5 protein-coding genes and 1 pseudogene are annotated in these 17,529 nt (G+C 70.7%); 2 read left to right on the top strand and 4 right to left on the bottom strand.

The annotated features are described in order from the left end of the window. Positions 1-31 precede the first annotated feature (31 nt). The gene (locus tag JKP75_RS12630) at positions 32-3,895 is read right to left on the bottom strand and encodes a DUF3427 domain-containing protein (RefSeq protein WP_200493131.1); all 3,864 of its coding nucleotides are present in this window, start codon (positions 3,893-3,895) and stop codon (positions 32-34) included. A 683-nt stretch (positions 3,896-4,578) separates the two neighbouring features. On the opposite strand from JKP75_RS12630, the pseudogene JKP75_RS21395 reads away from it, so the two are divergent. Both JKP75_RS21395 and JKP75_RS12625 read left to right on the top strand, forming a co-directional pair. Then, positions 4,579-5,385 (top strand): annotated as a pseudogene (locus JKP75_RS21395) (AAA family ATPase); the annotation flags it as partial. 1,960 nt (positions 5,386-7,345) lie between these two features. Beyond that, complete coding sequence (locus JKP75_RS12625) at positions 7,346-9,655, top strand: AAA domain-containing protein (RefSeq protein WP_309229799.1); 2,310 nt, start codon at positions 7,346-7,348, stop codon at positions 9,653-9,655. 40 nt (positions 9,656-9,695) lie between these two features. Here the strand turns inward: JKP75_RS12625 and JKP75_RS12620 are convergent, their stop codons facing one another. From JKP75_RS12620 to JKP75_RS12610, 3 genes are all read right to left on the bottom strand, one after another. Continuing rightward, on the bottom strand, positions 9,696-10,202 hold the full coding sequence (locus JKP75_RS12620; RefSeq protein ID WP_200490900.1) for a hypothetical protein: 507 nt from the start codon (positions 10,200-10,202) through the stop codon (positions 9,696-9,698). A 106-nt stretch (positions 10,203-10,308) separates the two neighbouring features. Next, positions 10,309-13,548: a UvrD-helicase domain-containing protein gene (locus JKP75_RS12615; RefSeq protein ID WP_200490901.1), complete on the bottom strand. Its 3,240-nt coding sequence runs from the start codon at positions 13,546-13,548 to the stop codon at positions 10,309-10,311. Further along, positions 13,545-16,631 (bottom strand): PD-(D/E)XK nuclease family protein, encoded by a 3,087-nt coding sequence (locus JKP75_RS12610; RefSeq protein WP_200490902.1) that lies wholly within the window; start codon positions 16,629-16,631, stop codon positions 13,545-13,547. The genes JKP75_RS12615 and JKP75_RS12610 overlap by 4 nt, the downstream gene beginning before the upstream one ends. Positions 16,632-17,529: the final 898 nt, after the last annotated feature.

Below are 17,529 nucleotides of genomic sequence, written 5' to 3'. Positions count from 1 at the left end.
GTCGTTCACAGGCCCGACGGCAGCTTAGTGGTCAGATCGTGGAGGCGAGCTCGAGGACGGACGCGGGCAGTTCGTGCTCCAGCCGCCACAGGATCCGCATGGGGCGCTCGCCGGTGTGCGACTCGTACGTCATCGGGCCGGCGTAGAGGAACGGCGGCGTGCCGCCGGTCTCCGTCGTCTTCGTCTCCCGGAGGAAGAGGTGCACCGTGGAGCCGTGCTCGCGGTGGTTGACGTACCGCTGCCCTGTTGGTGACGTCTCCGCGGTCGTGCTCTGCGACTCCCACTGGAAGAGCGTCGGTGAGCGCGGTCGGTCGGCGTACATCGTGGTGGCGGAGAACTGCGCCTCCGTCTTGTGCAACGTCACGAAGAAGACGTCGGCCTGGTCACCGGGGATCCAGCGAACGCCCGAGCCGAACGTACCGCTGAGGTCGCGCATGCCGAACGCGGCGAAGGCCTCATCCCGGCTGTAGTGGGCGTGCAGGTGGAGCGGGCAGGGCTCAGTCAGATCCAGGGTCGGTGTGGCGTGGCGGATGCGCTCGCGAAGGGCTCCGCTCAGCTCGATGAGCTCCTCTGCCCGACCGGGATTGGCCAGCAGGAGCTCGAGCGAATCCGCCATGCTCGTGAAGGGCACCCGCCACCCCCACATGGAGAAGTGGAGCATGGCCGCCAGCCGCTGCACCCGCTCGCTGACGTCGAGGTGCTGGCGGCGGCTGGCGACGCTGGCGAAGGACTCGATGAACTCCAGCCGCTCGACGTCGTCGATGTGCAGCAGCCGGCCGAAGGCGCCGGCGAGCGCCTTGTCGTCCGTTCCGGGCGTGCTGGTGTCCCACCCGACCGACCGTCGGAGGTCCAACCAGCTGCGCCCGGTGCCGCGGTAGAGGTCCTCCACCTCGACGCCGTTGTCCTCCAGGAACTGCGCCAGGCTGGGGCTGCTCTGGTCCCGCACCTCGCCGAGCAGCCCGTTCCAGGACACGCTGAGCGAGCGCTTGATGTTGTCGACGACGACGTCCTGCGCCACCGGGTCCATCTCGATGCGGCATCCGTCGGGCAGGTGGGGAAAGCCTCGCTCGACCTCCTGACGCAGGCCGCCGCGAGACGTGCCGGTCAGGGCTCGGAACCGCTTGTCGAACCTGAAATCGCGGTGCTGGGCGCCGATGAAGTCCAGCACCGTCAGGTGCGTCTTGTCCTCGGACAGGCGTAGGCCGCGACCGAGCTGCTGCAGGAAGACGGTGGCGCTCTCCGTCGGCCGCAGGAACAGCACCGTGTCGATCGCCGGCAGGTCGAGCCCCTCGTTGAACAGGTCAACGGTGAAGAGCACGTTCACCGACCGGTCCGCGAGCGCGGCGAGCGCTGCCGCCCGCTCAGTGGCGCTGGTCTCGCTGGTCACCGCGACGCTCGGGATGCCCTCCGCGGTGAAGGCCTCGGCCATGAAGCGCGCGTGCTGGACGCTCACGCAGAAGCCGAGCGCGCGCATTCGGAGCGGGTCGGCGACCTTGCCCCTTAGGGCGTCGAGGATGACCCGGATGCGGCCCTGCGAGCGTGTGTAGAGCTCGGTCAGCTCAGTGACGTCGTAGCCGCGGCCGCGCTTCCACTGGAGCTGATCCAAGGGCACACCGTCGTGGATGCCGTAGTACTCGAAGGGGGAGAGGAGCTTCTGCTCCAGCGCCTCCCAGAGCCGCAGCTCGACAGCTGTGCGGCCGTCGAACCAGCGGCGCACATCGGCGCCGTCCGCGCGTTCCGGGGTCGCCGTCAGCCCGAGGAGCACCGTGGGTGCGAGGTGCTCGAGCAGCCGGCGGTAGGTCGACGCCTCTGCATGGTGGAACTCGTCGACGACCACGAAGTCGAAGTGCTGCGCGCTCAGGTCGTCGAGATCGAGGTGCGCGAGGGACTGGACGGAGGCGAAGACGTGCTGCCATGCCCGGGGCCGCTCCCCGCCGACGAAGAGCTCGCCGAACGTGTCGTCGTCCAGGACGCGCCGGAAGGTGTCGCGGCTCTGGGCCAGGAGCTCCTTGCGGTGCGCGACGAAAAGGAGGGTCTCCACGGTGCCCGCGGCGCGGAGGCGCTGGTAGTCGAGAGCCGAGACGACCGTCTTGCCGGTCCCGGTCGCCATCACGACCAAGTTGCGGGAGTGCCCGTGGACGATGCGCTCCGCGGCGAGGTCGTCCAGGATCTCCTGCTGGTACGGGAAGGGGCGGACAGGCGGCTCCGACGCGGAGCTCACGTCCTCGAGGGCAGCTGGCACCTCGGACGTCGACGGGACCGGAGCAGCGTCGACCAGCTCCCCGGGCTCCCACCCGTCGCCGATGAGGAAGCGGAGCAGGGCGTCACGGTCGTCGGGGAGGGAGAACTCCGCGGATCGACGGCTGTGGGGGAGGACCGACGCGAGCGGGTTGTCGTCGTGCAGGGTCGGGTCCTCGAAGGTCCCGCGGGCGTACAGGATGACCAGCCGTGCGGCGCGGCCGTCGCTCTTGAGGCGCAGGACCCGGCCGAGTCGCTGGACGAGCTGCCGCCGGCTGCGGTTCGCGGCCACGATGACCGCCAGGTCCGCCTCAGGGACGTCGACTCCCTCGTCGAGCACCCGCGGTGCAGCGAGCAGGTGGGCGACGCGGTCGCGGAAGGCGGTCATGCGATCGCGCCGCTCCTCGCGATCGAGACCGGAGTAGAGGGTGGACGCCGGGATGCCGGCGTCCTCGAAGACGTCCGCCGCGCTCGCCGCGCTCTCCTTGGTCTGCGTGAAGACCAGAGCTCCATGAGCGCTCCGGACGGCCGGCTCCAGCAGGGCCAGGGCGTCCAGCTTCCGCTGCGAGCCGGCGAGGAGCCCTCGGCGAGCACTCATGGGCCCGAGGTACATCCGCGCGTAGGCGGAGGCGCTGTCCTGGCCCTGCCCGCGCGCCAACCGGTTGAGCGTCGACATGAAGGCGCCGTAGGAGTCGCGGGAGACGCCGAAGCGGTTCTCGAGGGTCCGCGCCGCGACATCCATGCGGTCAGAGCAGTAGTCGTACTCGCGCTGCTCCTCAGCGCTCAGGTCGACGGCGACGAGAGCGATGTCGAAGGGCGCGATGATGCCCTCGGTCAAGGCGCGGTCGTACCAGAGCGTGAAGACGATCCCGCCGAAGTAGGGGCGGAGGTAGGCCTCGATGCCGTCGTCCTCGCGCTCGAAGGTGGCGGTCAGACCGAGGCGGTTCTCGAAACCCCCCTCCAGTGCCTGGGCGAAGCCAGGAGCGCCGTAGCGGTGGCACTCGTCGGCGATGAGCAGGTCATCCTCGCGCGGATGAAAGGTCCGTCGGGCGGCCGAGTTCACGATCGCGACGAGCACGTCGTGGGTGTCGAGGTCGTCCTGCCGGCCGCCGCCGAGGCGGCCGATGCGCACGCCGGGAAGCCGCTCGACCAGCCCTGCATGCCACTGGTCCTGCAACTCGGTGGTCGGCACCACGACGACGACGCGGCCACCGGCCACCAGCGCGTCCCGGGCGGCTGCGAGGCCCACGAACGTCTTACCGGCGCCGGTCACCGCCTCGACCACGCCGCGATGACCGGCGGCACGCCAAGCGTCGAGGGCCTCGCGCTGCCACGGGCGCAGCAGGTCTCCCAGGTCGGGAAGGTCCGGGTAGGTCCTCCGAGCCCGCGCCGGCCGCCGCAGGACCTCCGGCACGGCGACCGGAGGCGGCATGATCCCCGCCGCCTCGCGGTCCGTGTCGTCGCTGGGTCGAGGGTGCAGGACGGGGCCGGAGTCCTCGACCGTCACATCGGTGGTCGGCTCCGCCAGCAGCTGCAGTTCCAGATCGTCAACCCTCGCGAGCAGCTCGTCCCGCTCCCGCCGCAGCGCTCGGTTCTCCGCCATCAGCCGACGCAGCACCACCCAGGGATCGACGATGGCGTCATCGTGCGTGGACATGCATCCCCCGAGTACGAGCCGATCGCGACGCGCCGACGCTAGGACACCCGCCGGGCTGCCGGTCGAGCCGTCACCCGGGTGTGTGGCCCTCGGGACGTACGAGACGCATTCGTTGCGTTCGAGACCTGGTCAGTGTCGTAGGTCGCACCTAACGTGACCCTGCGAGCGCGATCCGCCTCATCGCGCAGCTCGTACTACGGGGAGAGAGCTTGTCCACGGCGCCTGCTGCCACGCGAGCAACGGATCCTGTCCTCAAGGACAAGGTCAACCGGTTGATCCAGTTCCTCAAGGATCTCGTCACGGCGCGCGCCGTCCCGGTGCGCCTGGTGACCGGCCACCTCGACCACCTCTGGCTCGACGACGTCCGGGAGCTGGCGGCCGTGGATCCAGAGGCCGCTGCGGGAGAGGCTGTGCTCCGGCTGCCCCGGGTCGTCCTCGAGTCCTCGCCAGCACCCCCGGCGGTGCTGCAGGGCTGGGTGCCGGTGTCAGAGCGGGACAACAGCGCCCTGGAGGCGCCGAAGATCAGGTCGGAGGGGCCGGGCCCTGACGGCGACCGCGTCGCCCTGGGTGAGCGGCCGGAGGTCGCCCTTGCGTACGACGCCTGGCTCCCGGAATGGCAACGGTGGGCGGCGCGCGACCGCCCGCAGCGCTTGCTGCACCAGACGTACGACCGGCTGCGCACGATGCGGCAGCAGACGCTCGAGAACCCGGAGAGCGTCGAGGTCGTCGTAGCCGGGGGGCTGCTGAACCTGCCCGCCCACGGTGTCAGCACCCACGTCCTCGCACACCGGGCGACGGTCGACATCGAGATCGAGACCGGCGACGTCATCGTCCGGCTCGACCCGTCCACGGCCACGTCACTGGAGGACTCCCGTGTGCTGTCCGGCCTCGACGTGTTCGACGACGGCGGGACCGCCGCCCTGCGCGCGCGCATCGTGGAGCTCGACGTCCGGCCGGCCAGCGACAACGCGCTGGTCTTCCTCAAGGAGTGGGCAGCGCGAGCGGTCCTCGCCCCGGTCGACATCACGGCAGCCTGGGCTGCGCCGGGGCGGAACACCTCCTCCCTCACGCCGTCACCGGCGATCGTCCTGAGGCGGCGAGGCGCATATGCGCTGCAGGAGTACTACAACGACATCGAGCGCACGCTGGCCGAGGCCGGCGAACCCGTGCCGCTTGGTCTCGCGCAGCTCGTCGAGTCGATCGAGGCCGAGGACCGGGTGACCTGGCTCGAGGCCACGGGCGCGACGGCGGCGGTCGACCTGGCCGACGACCCGCTGTTCCCGCTGCCTGCCAACGAGGAGCAGGGCCAGATCATCCACCGCCTGCGCGGCGACACCGGTGTGGTGGTCGAGGGCCCCCCGGGGACGGGCAAGACGCACACGATCGCCAACCTGATGTCGGCTCTGCTGGCGCGTGGCCAGCGAGTGCTGGTCACGAGTGAGAAAGCCCAGGCCCTCAAGGTCCTCCGCGACAAGTTGCCCACCGAGATGCAGGAGCTGTGCGTCTCGATCACCGACGCCAGCCGCGGCGGGTCGCTGGAACTGAGCAGGAGCGTGAGCCGGCTCGCCGCTGAGCACTCGTCGTACAACCCAGCGCGCAGCGGGCGGGTCATCGCCGACCTCGCCGGCAAGCTGGATCAGGCCCGGACGCGGCGCGCCGGCCTCCTCGAGGACATCCGCTCCCTCCGCGAAGCCGAGACCTATCAGCACCCCGAGGTCGCCCCCGGCTATGCGGGCACGCTGGCCCGTGTGGCCGAGCGGGTGGCCGCGGCGCAGGGCGAGCACGGCTGGATGCCCGTGCCGGCTCTGGGCGCGTTGTCGCTCACGACCGCAGAGTTCGACGAGCTCCGCCGAGAACTGCCCGGCGACACAGATCTCCGGCGCCGTCGACGCGAGCAGTCGATCCCTGCGGCCGACGCGATCCCCGACGTGCAGGTCGTGCGGCGGCTCGCGAAGGATGTCGCGCGCGGCGAGGCAGCGCGGGCCGGCCAGTCCGGCCCGCTGGCGGAGGTCCTCGGACAACTGGATGCGGGCACGCTCACCGAGCTCATCGCGGTGTGCGGTGAGATCCGGGACGGGATCAGCAGCCTGTCCGCCGGGGTCGACGCCTCTTGGGCGATGCCGGTCCTGGACAGCGTGCTGCGCCGGGACAACGAGCTGCTGTGGCAGCAGGTCGGCCAGGCGCGCCAGCTCGTCGACGACGCGATGACGATGAGTGCCGAGATCGGCTTCCGTGACGTCCAGGTCGCCACCGACGCCCAACCAGCACCAGTCGCCCAGGTCTTCGCCAACCTCGCCCGCTACCTGCAGGACGGCGGTGCGCTGAAGAAGCTCTTCAAGAGCGAGCAGCAGAAAGCCGCCGAGCCGTACCTCCCGGATGCGGTGGTCGAAGGGCAGTCGGTAACCACGGCTGAGCAGGCGCACCTGGTGGCGCTCCACCTCTTCACCTTGGCCCGGCTGCAGGCTTTCGCCTCGGCAACCGCCATGGTCCAGATCCCAGGCGGCGTGGCCGGTCCGCGAGCGCTCCAGGTGTCTCACGCGCACCGCGTCGTCCAGACGATCGAGGCCATCGAGTTTCTCCGCAGCGCGCGGGACCGGCTGACTTCCGCGCTCGGCCGCATCCCGGCGATGCCGCGCGCTGATCTGGCGACGACCCAGGGGGTCCGCACCTTCGTCGACGTCGCGACCGTGTTCGCTGACGTGGAGGTCGCTCGGCGTGCGTCCGACGAACTGGGGCGACTGGCTGCTGCGCTGGCGTCGACGATCGACCGCGCTCAGCGTCCTCCGGAGCTCGAGGCCGCGGTGGAGGCGCTCCGCCGAGCCGACGCCGAGACCTTCGAGGCGGCGCTCCACGACCTGGAAGTCGCAAGCAGGGAGCGTCGCGCGCAGCTGCGCTGCGACGAGCTGACGCAACGGCTCGGGACGACGGCTCCTGCTCTGCTGACCCTGCTCCGTGACACGGCGGAAGAGGAGGTCTGGGTCGAGCGGATCGCGCAGCTCGAGGAGGCCTGGAGTTGGGCTCGTGCCGCAACCTTCGTCCGGGAACGGACGGCACCAGGCCGCGAAGCAGTGCTCGACCGGGACCTCGCCGGAGTGGATCGGGACATCGCCAAGCTCACCGCCGAGCTGGCAGCGCAGCAGGCCTGGAAGGCCTGCCTCGAGCGGATGAACGCCACCCAGGTGACCGCGTTGCAGGCCTACCGGGACAGCATGTCCAACGTCGGGAAGGGCACCGGCAAGTACGCCCAGCGCTACCGTCTTGCCGCTCGCGAGGCGATGACCGCGGCCCAGCAAGCGGTACCGGCCTGGGTGATGCCGCTGCAGGAGGTGCTTGCCTCCATCCCGCCGCATCAGAACGCCTTCGACGTCGTGATCGTCGACGAGGCGAGCCAGGTCGGCATCGAGAACCTGTTCCTGCTCTGGCTCGCGCCCCGCGTGATCGTCGTGGGCGATGACAAGCAGTGCACCCCCGTCGGAGGTGAAGCACGGGGCGCTAGACAAGGTGTTCGAACGGCTGGACACCCTGCTTCCGGACATGCCGAACTATCTGCGATCCACCTTCACCCCGCGATCCAGCGTCTTCTCCATCCTCCGCACTCGGTTCGGTCAGGTCATCCGGCTGCGCGAGCACTTCCGGTGCATGCCGGAGATCATCACGTGGTCGTCGCAGATGTTCTACCGAGACGCCCCGCTCGTCCCGGTTCGGCAGCACGGTGCGGATCGCTTGCCCCCGCTCAAGACCTCGTTCGTGCCTGGGGCGTACATCGAGGGTGCGAACGCCCTGCTGCGCAACGAGGTCGAAGCGGAGGCGATCGTCGAAGCGCTGGTCGGCTGTCTGGCGGATCCGGACTACGACGGCAAGACGTTCGGCGTAATCGTCCTTCAAGGGCAGGCGCAGGTGGGACTCATCCGCGATGCCTTGCTCAACCGGGTCGAGCCGGAGGAGTGGGAGCGTCGCGATATCCGCGTCGGCACGCCTCCGGAGTTCCAGGGGGACGAGCGAGATGTCGTCCTGCTGAGCCTGGTCACAGCGCCGGACCACAAGCGGGCATCGCAGACCCGGTTGGACGCCCAGCGCTCGTACAACGTCGCGGCATCGCGTGCGCGTGACCAGTTGTGGCTGTTCCACTCCGTGATGGCCGACCAGCTGCGCCAGGATGATCTGCGGTCCCAACTGCTGTCGTACATGGCGTCGATGCCCGTTGCCGCCGCAGCGCCGATGCCGGGGGACGTGGGAGAGGACGAGCGGCACCCCCACTTCGACAGCCTGTTCGAGCAGCGTGTCTTCCGGCGGCTCCAGCAGCGCGGCTACCACGTGACCCCGCAGGTCGAGGTGAATGGTCGGCGGATCGACCTCGTCGTCACCGGGGCGCAGGGCAAGTTGGCCGTCGAGTGCGACGGGGACGCGTGGCACAGCTCGCCGGAGCAGGTGACCAGTGACTTTGCGCGCGAGCTGGAGTTGCGACGCTGCGGCTGGCAGTTCTGGCGGATTCGCGAGTCGAGGTACTACCTGGATCCGGAGGGCGCGCTCGCCGATCTCTGGGTCACGCTCGACAAGCGCGGCATCGGGCCTGCGTGCATCGCAACGGACGGCCAGCCCCCGGTGGACTGGACGCCGCAGGATCTGCCCGCCACGGAGGGCGAGGCCGACGCGGAGCTCGAGGAGGTCGACGAGGCGCCCCCCGGCGTGCCGCTGATGCGGGCAACCGCGGGGCCGACCACTTCGGTCTTGCCGACCACGAGAGCGCCGATCCAGGTAGAGGTGATCCCCCCTGCGGTACCGGCCCAGCCGCGGCCGGAAGCGATACCGCCGAGCAGCGAGCCGGATGCCCGGCCAGCCCCTGCTGTCGCCCACGCAGCCCGGTCGTACGGAGCAGTGGACGAGGAGACGCGCCTCCTCGTCCTCGAGTTGGCCACGGATGGTGCGCTGACCAACGAGGTCGTGCGCCAGTTCCTGAGCATCGGTTCCGAGGAAGCGCGACGGGTGTTGGGCGCCCTGACCGAGCAAGGGCTGCTGGAGAAGCGAGGCGCCACGAAGGGGACGCACTATGTCCTCACGGGAACCTCGGACCACGTGCCGAGGGTTCCTACCGCAAGCCCGACGCTGACCAGCACGCGACAGCCGGTGAGCCGTTCGAACGACGTGGCCTTCGGCGACAAGGCGCAGCTGGTGTTGGAGCTTGCGGCTCGAGGGCCCCTGACCAATGAGATGGTTCGACACCTGCTCGATGTGGACCGGGTCGATGCCAAACGTCTCCTCGCCCGGTTGGCCGATGAAGGCCTCCTGGAACTGCGCGGGGCCGGGCGCGGTGCGCACTACGTGCTGGCCGGCCAATCGGAGTCGCACGCCACGTCACGTCCTTCCGGCGAGTCCTCAGAGCTGGGCACGGCAATCCGGGATGGACACGAGTCGACATTCACTGCCGGCGTCGCCAAGGGCCCCGACGACCTCGATGAGCTCGAAGCGCTTCTTCAGAAGCAACTCGACGGCAACCTGCTCGAGATCAGTGACTACCTCAACGAGTGGTGGGGCCAGAAGCTGGTCGAATCAGGAGCGCTTCGGCTGGCCCGGTTCCTGCTCGGGCGAGAGAAGCCGCTGAGGTTGCTGCGGACCTTGGCTGCAGATGGACTCCTCAGGCACAGCGTCGAGGCGACTGTCCTCGACCCGCGCTTTGCGCCGTTGTTCACCGAAGCTGAGCTGGGCGTCGCCCGACGGCGACTGGCCGAGCTCGGGTACCGCCCCGATGACGGGCGCCAGTGATCAGGCAGTCTGCCCCACGACGGTCAGCGGTTCGAAGCGGTTAGGCGCAGTAGTCGCAGCGACCGCTGGCGGGAAGCACCATGTTGTGGGTAGAGCAGATCTTGGGAGGAGGGGGCGCAGGCTTCTGGCGGGGTGTCCGCTCGACGGTGTCGAGCGACGTCCGTTTGGCGATGAAGAGCGCCGTCATCTGTGGTGTTGCGTCGTCGGGGACATGGTCGCAGTACGCGCGGTAGCAGGTGAGGCGGTCGACGGCGGCGGCACGCTGCCGCTCGGCGAACGAGGCGAAGCCCCCGGGGTGCTCGTGGTTGACGTACCCGTCGCCCACGCCACCGGTCCCGGCCCTCACGACCAGAGCTGACAGAGGGGGCTTGCCCTCGGTGAGGGTGGCAGCCTGCACCGGTCCGAGCACCTGACCGATCCAGTGGCCCAGCATCATGCGCGTCCGGTAGCGGGTCTTCTCGAACAACTGGTGAGCGAGTTGCTCGTACGTGATCGAGCTGCCGTAGGTGGAGGCGACCCCCTCGAGAATGCCTTCGGTGGCCTGCACCCACGCAGTTACCGCCACATGCCAGTCGACCTTCCTTGTCGGGTCCGAGTCGTGCCAGGTGCCAGGTGACTCAACCATCAGCGCCTCCGAGATCCATCAATGGTCTTCATGTCGTTGTCGACGGCGCAGGGACGACGTGTGCCCTGGCTGGTGTCAGGAATGCGAGCCGCTGGTCCACGAAGGTCGCGCCGCCAGCGGCCATCAGCAAGCGCCCGTACGTCCGGATCTGCGGCGCGTAGTACTGCGCGCGGGCGGCGATGGCCTCGGCGGGGATGGCGTCGGTCTTGTAGTCGACAACCACCAGAGAGCCGTCGTCCTCCCGGTAGACGAGGTCGACGTAGCCCTCGAGCACGGTCCCATCGGCCTGCACCGTTCCGACGTACATCTCCCGCCAGTGCTCGCGGGCAGCCGCCCGCTGCACCACCTCCGACGACAACGCGGATCGAACCAGCGCGGTCACGACATCCGCATGGCTCTCCACGCCCTCGGAGACGCACTGCGCGGCCACCGCGTCGTCCAGGCCCGCGCCGGTGGCCAGGTCGATCGACTGCAGCACCCCGTGCACCGCCCGGCCGATCGCCGTGCCGTACCGGCCCTTCGACCACGCGGGCAGCTCGATGTTGAGCGGCCCCTTGGCACCACCGGGCTCGTCAGCACCGAAGACCGCCGACGGCTCCGTGCCCTCCAGCCCCGAAGCCGACATCGCCGAGACACGAGCGCTGGACTCCCGCACCTGAGTCATCTCGGCAAGCCACTCGTCGTACTCCCGCGGCGTGGTCGGCGCAGTCGGCTCCACGAGAGCCGGCAGATCAGCCGGAAGCTCCGCTGCCGACCACGCTTCCGCCCCCTCTGCTGCGAGCCCGTCGTCCGCCAGCAACCGTGCCGCCGTCTGCGTCGAGGAGGCCGCCGACCGGTGCAGAGAGACCACGAGGTGGTCCCGTGCCCGGGTGGCGGCCACGTACAGCAGCCGCCGGCGCTCGCGGTCGTCCATCTGCTCGTCGATCGGCGCGGCCACGTCGAAGTCGCCGGTCGTCACGCCCTTGCGAAGCGACACCTCGTAGCCGCCGGTCGCCGGCCACAGCACCCGCACTCCGGACTGGTTGCGCGGCCCCGCGGTCATGCCGCTCATGACGACGATGGGGAACTCCAGCCCCTTGGCCGCGTGAATCGTCATCACCCGCACCGCACTGGCGTCGGTCTCCGGCAGCGACGCCTCGACAACCCGCGACGTCTCCTCGCCCTGCTGCGCCGCCCACGCCAGGTAGGCGCGCAGCCCGCCGTGCTCGGACTCTGACCACGCCCGCGCCTGGTCGACGACGAAGCGCAGCCGTCGCCACTGGTCCCGGGCGCACGGGCCGGGCGCGGCCACCTCGAGCATGCGGCGCTCCGCGACGAGCGCCGCGAGCACCTCACTCGGCGCCATCCAGCGCGACCGGTAGTGCAGCCGGCGCAGGTGCTCCAGCGCTTGCGCGACCGGATGCCCGGCGCGGGCCCCGTCCACCGGCGCCAGCAGGTTGAGCACTCCGCCGTCGCGCTTCCAGGCCCACAGATCGTCGTCCCCGCAGCCGTACAGCGGCGACCGGAGCGCGGTGACCAGCGCCAGGCCGTCGCTCGGGTCCGCGATGGCGCGGGCGGCGGCCAGCAGGTCCCGCACCTCCTGCGCCTCGTACACCAGCGAGCTCGCCTCGGCCCGGTACGGGATGCCGGCCGCATCCAGGGCGTCTTCCAGGAAGGGCAGCGACGTGCGCGCCGGCACGAGGACGACGATGTCCGCCAGCCGCGCCGGTCGCCAGGTCTTGTCGTCCTCGTCGAAGATCTGCCAGCCCTCGGCGATCGCCCGCCGGATGACCCCGGCGACGTCCGCCGCCTCGAGCTCGCGGAGTTCCGCGGCCGAGAGCTTGTCCGGATGAGCGTCCGCGCCCAGCGCCACGACAGCCGGCGAGCCGGCGGCCGGCTCACGCCGTGGGACCAGCGGCGTGTAGGCCGGCTGAACATCCGGTTCGGCGACGATCAGCCGGCCGAAGACGTCGTTGACCCACGAGACGATGGGCTTGGTCGTCCGGAAGTTCGTCGTCAGGCGGACGTCGTCGCCGATCACCCGCTGCGAGCGCAGGTACATGCCGATGTCCGCGCGCCGGAACCGGTAGATCGACTGCTTGGGATCCCCGACGACGAACAGCGATCCGGGCGGGACGGCGACGTCCTCCCACCGCTCCTGCACCGCCTCCGCACCACCGGCGATCCGCACCGCGAGCTCGATCTGGATGGGGTCGGTGTCCTGGAACTCATCGAGCAGCAGCCGCGGATACCGCGCCTGTAGAGCGGCGCGGACGTCGGCCCGGCGCCGCAGCAGGTCCCGCGAGAGCACGAGCAGGTCGTGGAACTCCAGCCGGCCGGCCGCGCGGCGCTCCTCTGCCGCCTCGAGGACCCGCGCGGCGATCCACCGGCTGAGCAGCCGCAGCGTCGTCTCGAGGACCTCGTCCACCAGCTCGCCGGCGTCAGCGATGAGCTGCTTGCAGTCCGCCTTGAGCTCGTCGAGCGCCGGCTTGCCGCCCCAGTTCTTGGCCTGCCCGTACCGCGTCTTGAGGCCCGTGGCGTCGCGCAGCACCTCGAGCCGCTGCGCCGCATCCACGGCCGCGTCCAGGCGGAGGCCCCAGGCGCCGATGGACTGCAGGTCAGGGAGCAATTTGTCGCCGGCGTCGGTGCAGTCGTCGGCGCGCGCGGCGAGCTCGGCCGCCGTCCGGACCAACCGGTCGAGATCCCGCAGCTCCGGCACCCCGGGCTCGTCACCGACCAGGACGCGCTCGGCGACCAGGTCCCAGTCGGCGTTGAACAGCTTGCCCAGCGACCGCAGGTTGTCCAGGGTCACGCCGGCTGACATCGCCAGCAGGAGGGCCGGAGCGATCGCGTCGTCGTCCAGCAGCCGCTTGCGCTGCTCGGCCCAGCGCTCCTCGAACGTGACCGCGGAGCTGAGCTCATCGGCCACCTCGAGCAGAGGCGGGAGGCCGGCTTCGATCGGGTGCTCGCCGAGGATGCGCTGCGCGAAGGAGTGCAGGGTGCCGATCGCCGCGCCGTCGAGGTCGTCGAGCGCCTGGTCGGCGCGCTCGCCGCCGGCTCGCTCCAGCTCCGCGCGGAGCCGGTCGCGCAGCTCCGCGCCGGCCTTCTCGGTGAAGGTGACGGCGGCGATGGACCGCATCTCCACGCCGTCGATGAGCACCAGCCGGGTGATCCGGTCGACCAGGCTCTTGGTCTTGCCCGAGCCTGCGCCGGCCTCGACGAACAGCGTCTCACCGGTGTCCTCGCCGATGGTCCGGCGGGCATCGGCGTCTGAGAGTGGAGTGGTCACGCGTCGTCTCCGTCGGTGTCGGCGGCCGGCAGCGGCTCGATGAGGGCCACCAGCTCGGCCAGCCGCGGGTCCCGCTTGGTGCGCAGCCATCGCGACCTGGCCTGGCCGTGGCCGATGCCGTCGGGGTTGCAGTAGGCGCACTGCACGTAGGCGTAGTCGTCCTTCTCCGGCGGTCGCGCGGGGAAGAGGCCGCCGCGGATGCCCGCCACGATCGTCTGCAGCGTCTCCGCGTAGACCTGCTCCACCTCGGGAGTCAGGGGGACGGCGATGCGCCCCTTGTCCTTCCGGACGAACCAGTACGCGGCCTCGACCTCGTCGTCGGGCCGGTCGTAGGCCTGTCGGGCGGCGTGCGCGTAGACCGGCAGCTGCAGCTTCGAGCCGCCCAGGACGGGGTCGTCGGCGCTGAGGCCCTTGAACGACGTGGCGCTCCCGCTCTTGATGTCGGTGACGACCAGCCGGCCGTCCTCGGTCTCGTCGACCTTGTCCGCCGATCCGCGCATGAGCAGCGTGCCGCCGTCCGGCAGGAGAACGGCGACCGGATCGGCCCCGTGCATGCCGAACGCCAGCTCGCTGGCGAGCACGCGCGCGCGGTGCTCCGCCCGCCATTCGTCGTCCGCGACCAGCATGGCCTGCAGGTCGGCCTGGACGCGCACCAGCGTCTGCTGCCACAGCCGGGGGTGGCCGGTACGGCCGTCGTCGGCGAACCGGGCGGCCGTGACGTCGGCGATCTCGGCCAGGCGACGGCGGTGGTCATCCCGCCACGGCTCCCCGAATCCTGGGAGGTCGTCGGCGAACTCCGTGACCAGCGCGTCGAAGGACTCGTGCATCAGCGTGCCGATGTCGGCCGGGCTGATCGTGATCACGTCTTCGGGTTGCTCCACCGGCTGGACGCCGAGGATCCGCTCGATGAAGTACGCGTGCGGACAGCCGGCGTACTTCTCCAGGGCCGTGGGGGAGACGGCACGCTCTCCGGCCGCGTAGTCGGGCAGGCCCTCGGCCACTGCGGACAGGTCGCCGTCGAAGCGGGTGAACCTGCAGCTGTCCCGGCCGTCGGACAGTTCCTGCGCGGCGGCCACGACGGCGTCGTCCAGTCGCACGCCCGCATGCGAGGCCTGGATGCGCCACTCCTGCTCGCACGCCGGGTCCGGCGTCGTGGTGAGTGAGCCGGCAAAGGACGGCGAGGTGGTGAGCCCGTGGATCGGCGCCTTGTCCCACTGGGTAGCCGAGAGGCTCTGGTTGCCGGACAGCTCCCGCAGCGTCGGCAGCAGCCAGCGACTGGGCAGGTGCCGGCTTTTGGTGCGGAGGTCTCCGCGTGGGAAGGAGGCCACCACCTCGGGTGCTGCGGCGAACGCAGCCAGGAGGGCGCGGTGGGCGGTGTCGATCCGCTCGCGGTAGCTGAGCAGCTGGCCGGCGCTCGCGTCACGCGCCCGTTCGGGGAGCAGCGGGTCCTCGCGGAGGCGGCCGGGGTAGAGGGATTCGGCCAGGCCGAGGACGAAGACGATGTCCGCCTCGAGACCGACCGCTGCCGACACCGGCGCCACGAGGACGCCGTCGCCGAACCGGCCGACGCGGGGGAGGGCGCTCTCGAGCTGGCTGGCCAGCGTCTCGCGGAGGGCAGGCAGCGCGGCGGGCGCCCCGAGGCTGTCCAGGGTGCCGAGGGCACGCAGGGACTGCTCGAGCGCGGCCGCGGCGTCCTGCTCCTCCACGGGCAGCCTCGTGAGTTCCTCGGCCTCGCCGATCAGCGAGTGCACGAGGTCCAACGCCCAGTCGCTCAGCTCGCGCCAGCTGGTCAGCTGTGCGCCGCGGTGCAGTTCGCCTCGTAGACCCGTGGCAAAGGCGCGGAGCTGGTCTGCGTTGTGGACGTCCGATTCCAGCCGGGCCACGAGCCCGGTGCTGGCGCCGTCGAGCTTCGCCTGCTCCAGGTGTTCACGGTGGTCATCGGCATAGCGCCGCAGGCGGAGGTCCCAGTCGTCGCCCTGCACCACACCGGCCGTGCGGGACAGCCGCTCCCAGCGAGAGACGGGGATGCGGTCGCCGTCGGTAGTGCGCATGGGGGCGGCAGCCAGGACGCGGAAGAGGTCTGCCCGGGGCACCTCGTTGGTGGCGAGCTCCAGCAGCTCGAGGACGGCGCGGGCGACGGCGCGCTCGTGCACCGGGCGGGTGCCCGGGCCATTCACCGTGATGCCGGCCGCGGCCAGGTGCTCGTGCAGCAATCGCGCATACGGGTTGCGTGCGGCATAGAGGACGGCGACCCGGTGGGCTTTCCTCGTCTTGAGGGCCCTGACGACGTCGCGGACGATGCAGCGGACCTCGTCGTCGGCATCGGATGCGGTGAGCACCCGGCTGGCCATGGGGACCGCCGGCGCCTCGGGCGCTGCGACGTCGATGCGGTCCAGAGAACGGAGGACGGCGGCGTCGGCCTTCGCGTTGCCGGTGAGCCCGGCGACGACGCGCAGCTGGCCGGTGCCGCTCAGCGCCTGCACGAAGCCGGCCTCGGCCTGAGTCAGGGCCTGCGGCAGGTAGAGCACGACCGTGCCGATCTCGGCAACGCGCTGCGGCTCGGAGGTGGCGATGTCCGTCGCGGCTCGGAGGAGGTCGGTCTCGTCGTACCAGCTGGAGGTCAAGCCGTCGCGGACGTCGCGGTACAGGCGGATGAGGTCGGGGGAGAGGCTCGTGGCAGTAGCGACGGCGCTCAGGGCGACGTCGTCGAGATCGCGCAGCTCCCTGCCCGCTCGGACCAGCGCCTCGACGGTGGCCGGATGGTTCGCGACCTCGGCGAAGACGCCCGGCGACTTGCTCAGGGCCGCGCGCCAGGACGCGGCCACGACAGGGGTGGTGGCGGGCCGGCGGGGGTGCAGACGCGGTGCGGCCAGCTGCTCGGCGAGCCGAGCGATCGTCGTCGGGAAGAGCGCGGCCACGCCGGCGTGCCCGTCGCCGAGGCCCTGCACGAGGAAGCGGCGCGCGACGATGCCGGCGATGTTGTTCGGCACCAGGACGGTGACCGGCCGCAGCGGATCCCCGCCCTTGGCCTCCCGGATGGTGTCGCGGAGCTGCTCGAGCGCAGCGCGGCCGTACGCAGTCATGCATCCCCCGTGGTGTCGACCGCGGCGGACCGTAGCAGCGCTATGCCCCGTTGTGGGCGGATCCGGGACTCATCCGTCCCGTTCGTCACTCCTGGTGGGGAAGGACCCAAGCAGGTGCGAACTTCGCAGCGCGAGGCGATCAGCCTGGGGTCCAGACACGTGCACGAGATCGTTGCCCTCGCAGGTTAGGAGCAGCGCCACATGGGCTAGGAGCAGCGGCACATGGCGTGAATGCTCAGGCGCATCCCGCAGGACTGGCAGAGGGGTGTCTCGTGAACGGTCCGGCTCGCCTGCACCGCCGCGGTCACCTTCACCACCAGCGCCGGCCGTCTGGTCTTCTTGGGCGGCTGGCCGCCTGCCCGTTCCGGCTGTGCTCGCCGCAGGACCTCGGCCACCTGAGCCTTGGTGACATCCGTCCCGCGCGCTCGCAGGAGTGCGGCGAGTTTCTTGTAGCCAATCTGCCGATTGGCGTGTGCGGCGCGACGGATCTCCGATGCCGTCCCTCGTGGCATGCGGCTCCCGGCGGTCACGCGATCGATAGATCTGTCACTGGTAGCCGTCTGGCCAGCGGCTCCCCGGGATCGCGACGTCCAGGTTGACTTGCTGCTCGGCCCCGCGTCCTGTCGTCCAGTCCGCGTGGTGGCCAGGCCGGCTGGGTAACGACAGAAGCCGCTGACCAGGACCGCGAACCTGCTGGGCAGGGTCAGTTCCCGCCGTGTTCAAGATCATTATTGACAGGACTTCGCTCGATGAGGGGTGGCGGGAGCGGTGGGGCTATAGCGGTTGTGTCTGCCTCCTCGAACGGGGGTTCGGCCTTGGACATCCAGGAGGGGTGCGGCACAGGCTGTCGACGCCCATGGACGCTCGATGAGCGCTGGCACCACAGCGCGAGTCGCTC

Origin of the sequence: Blastococcus sp. TML/M2B, from assembly GCF_016612865.1 — a bacterium.
Classification (GTDB): Bacteria; Actinomycetota; Actinomycetes; order Mycobacteriales; family Geodermatophilaceae; genus Blastococcus.
The sequence above is the reverse complement of the archived record's forward strand: the minus strand, read 5'-3'. Positions and strand labels throughout refer to the sequence as shown.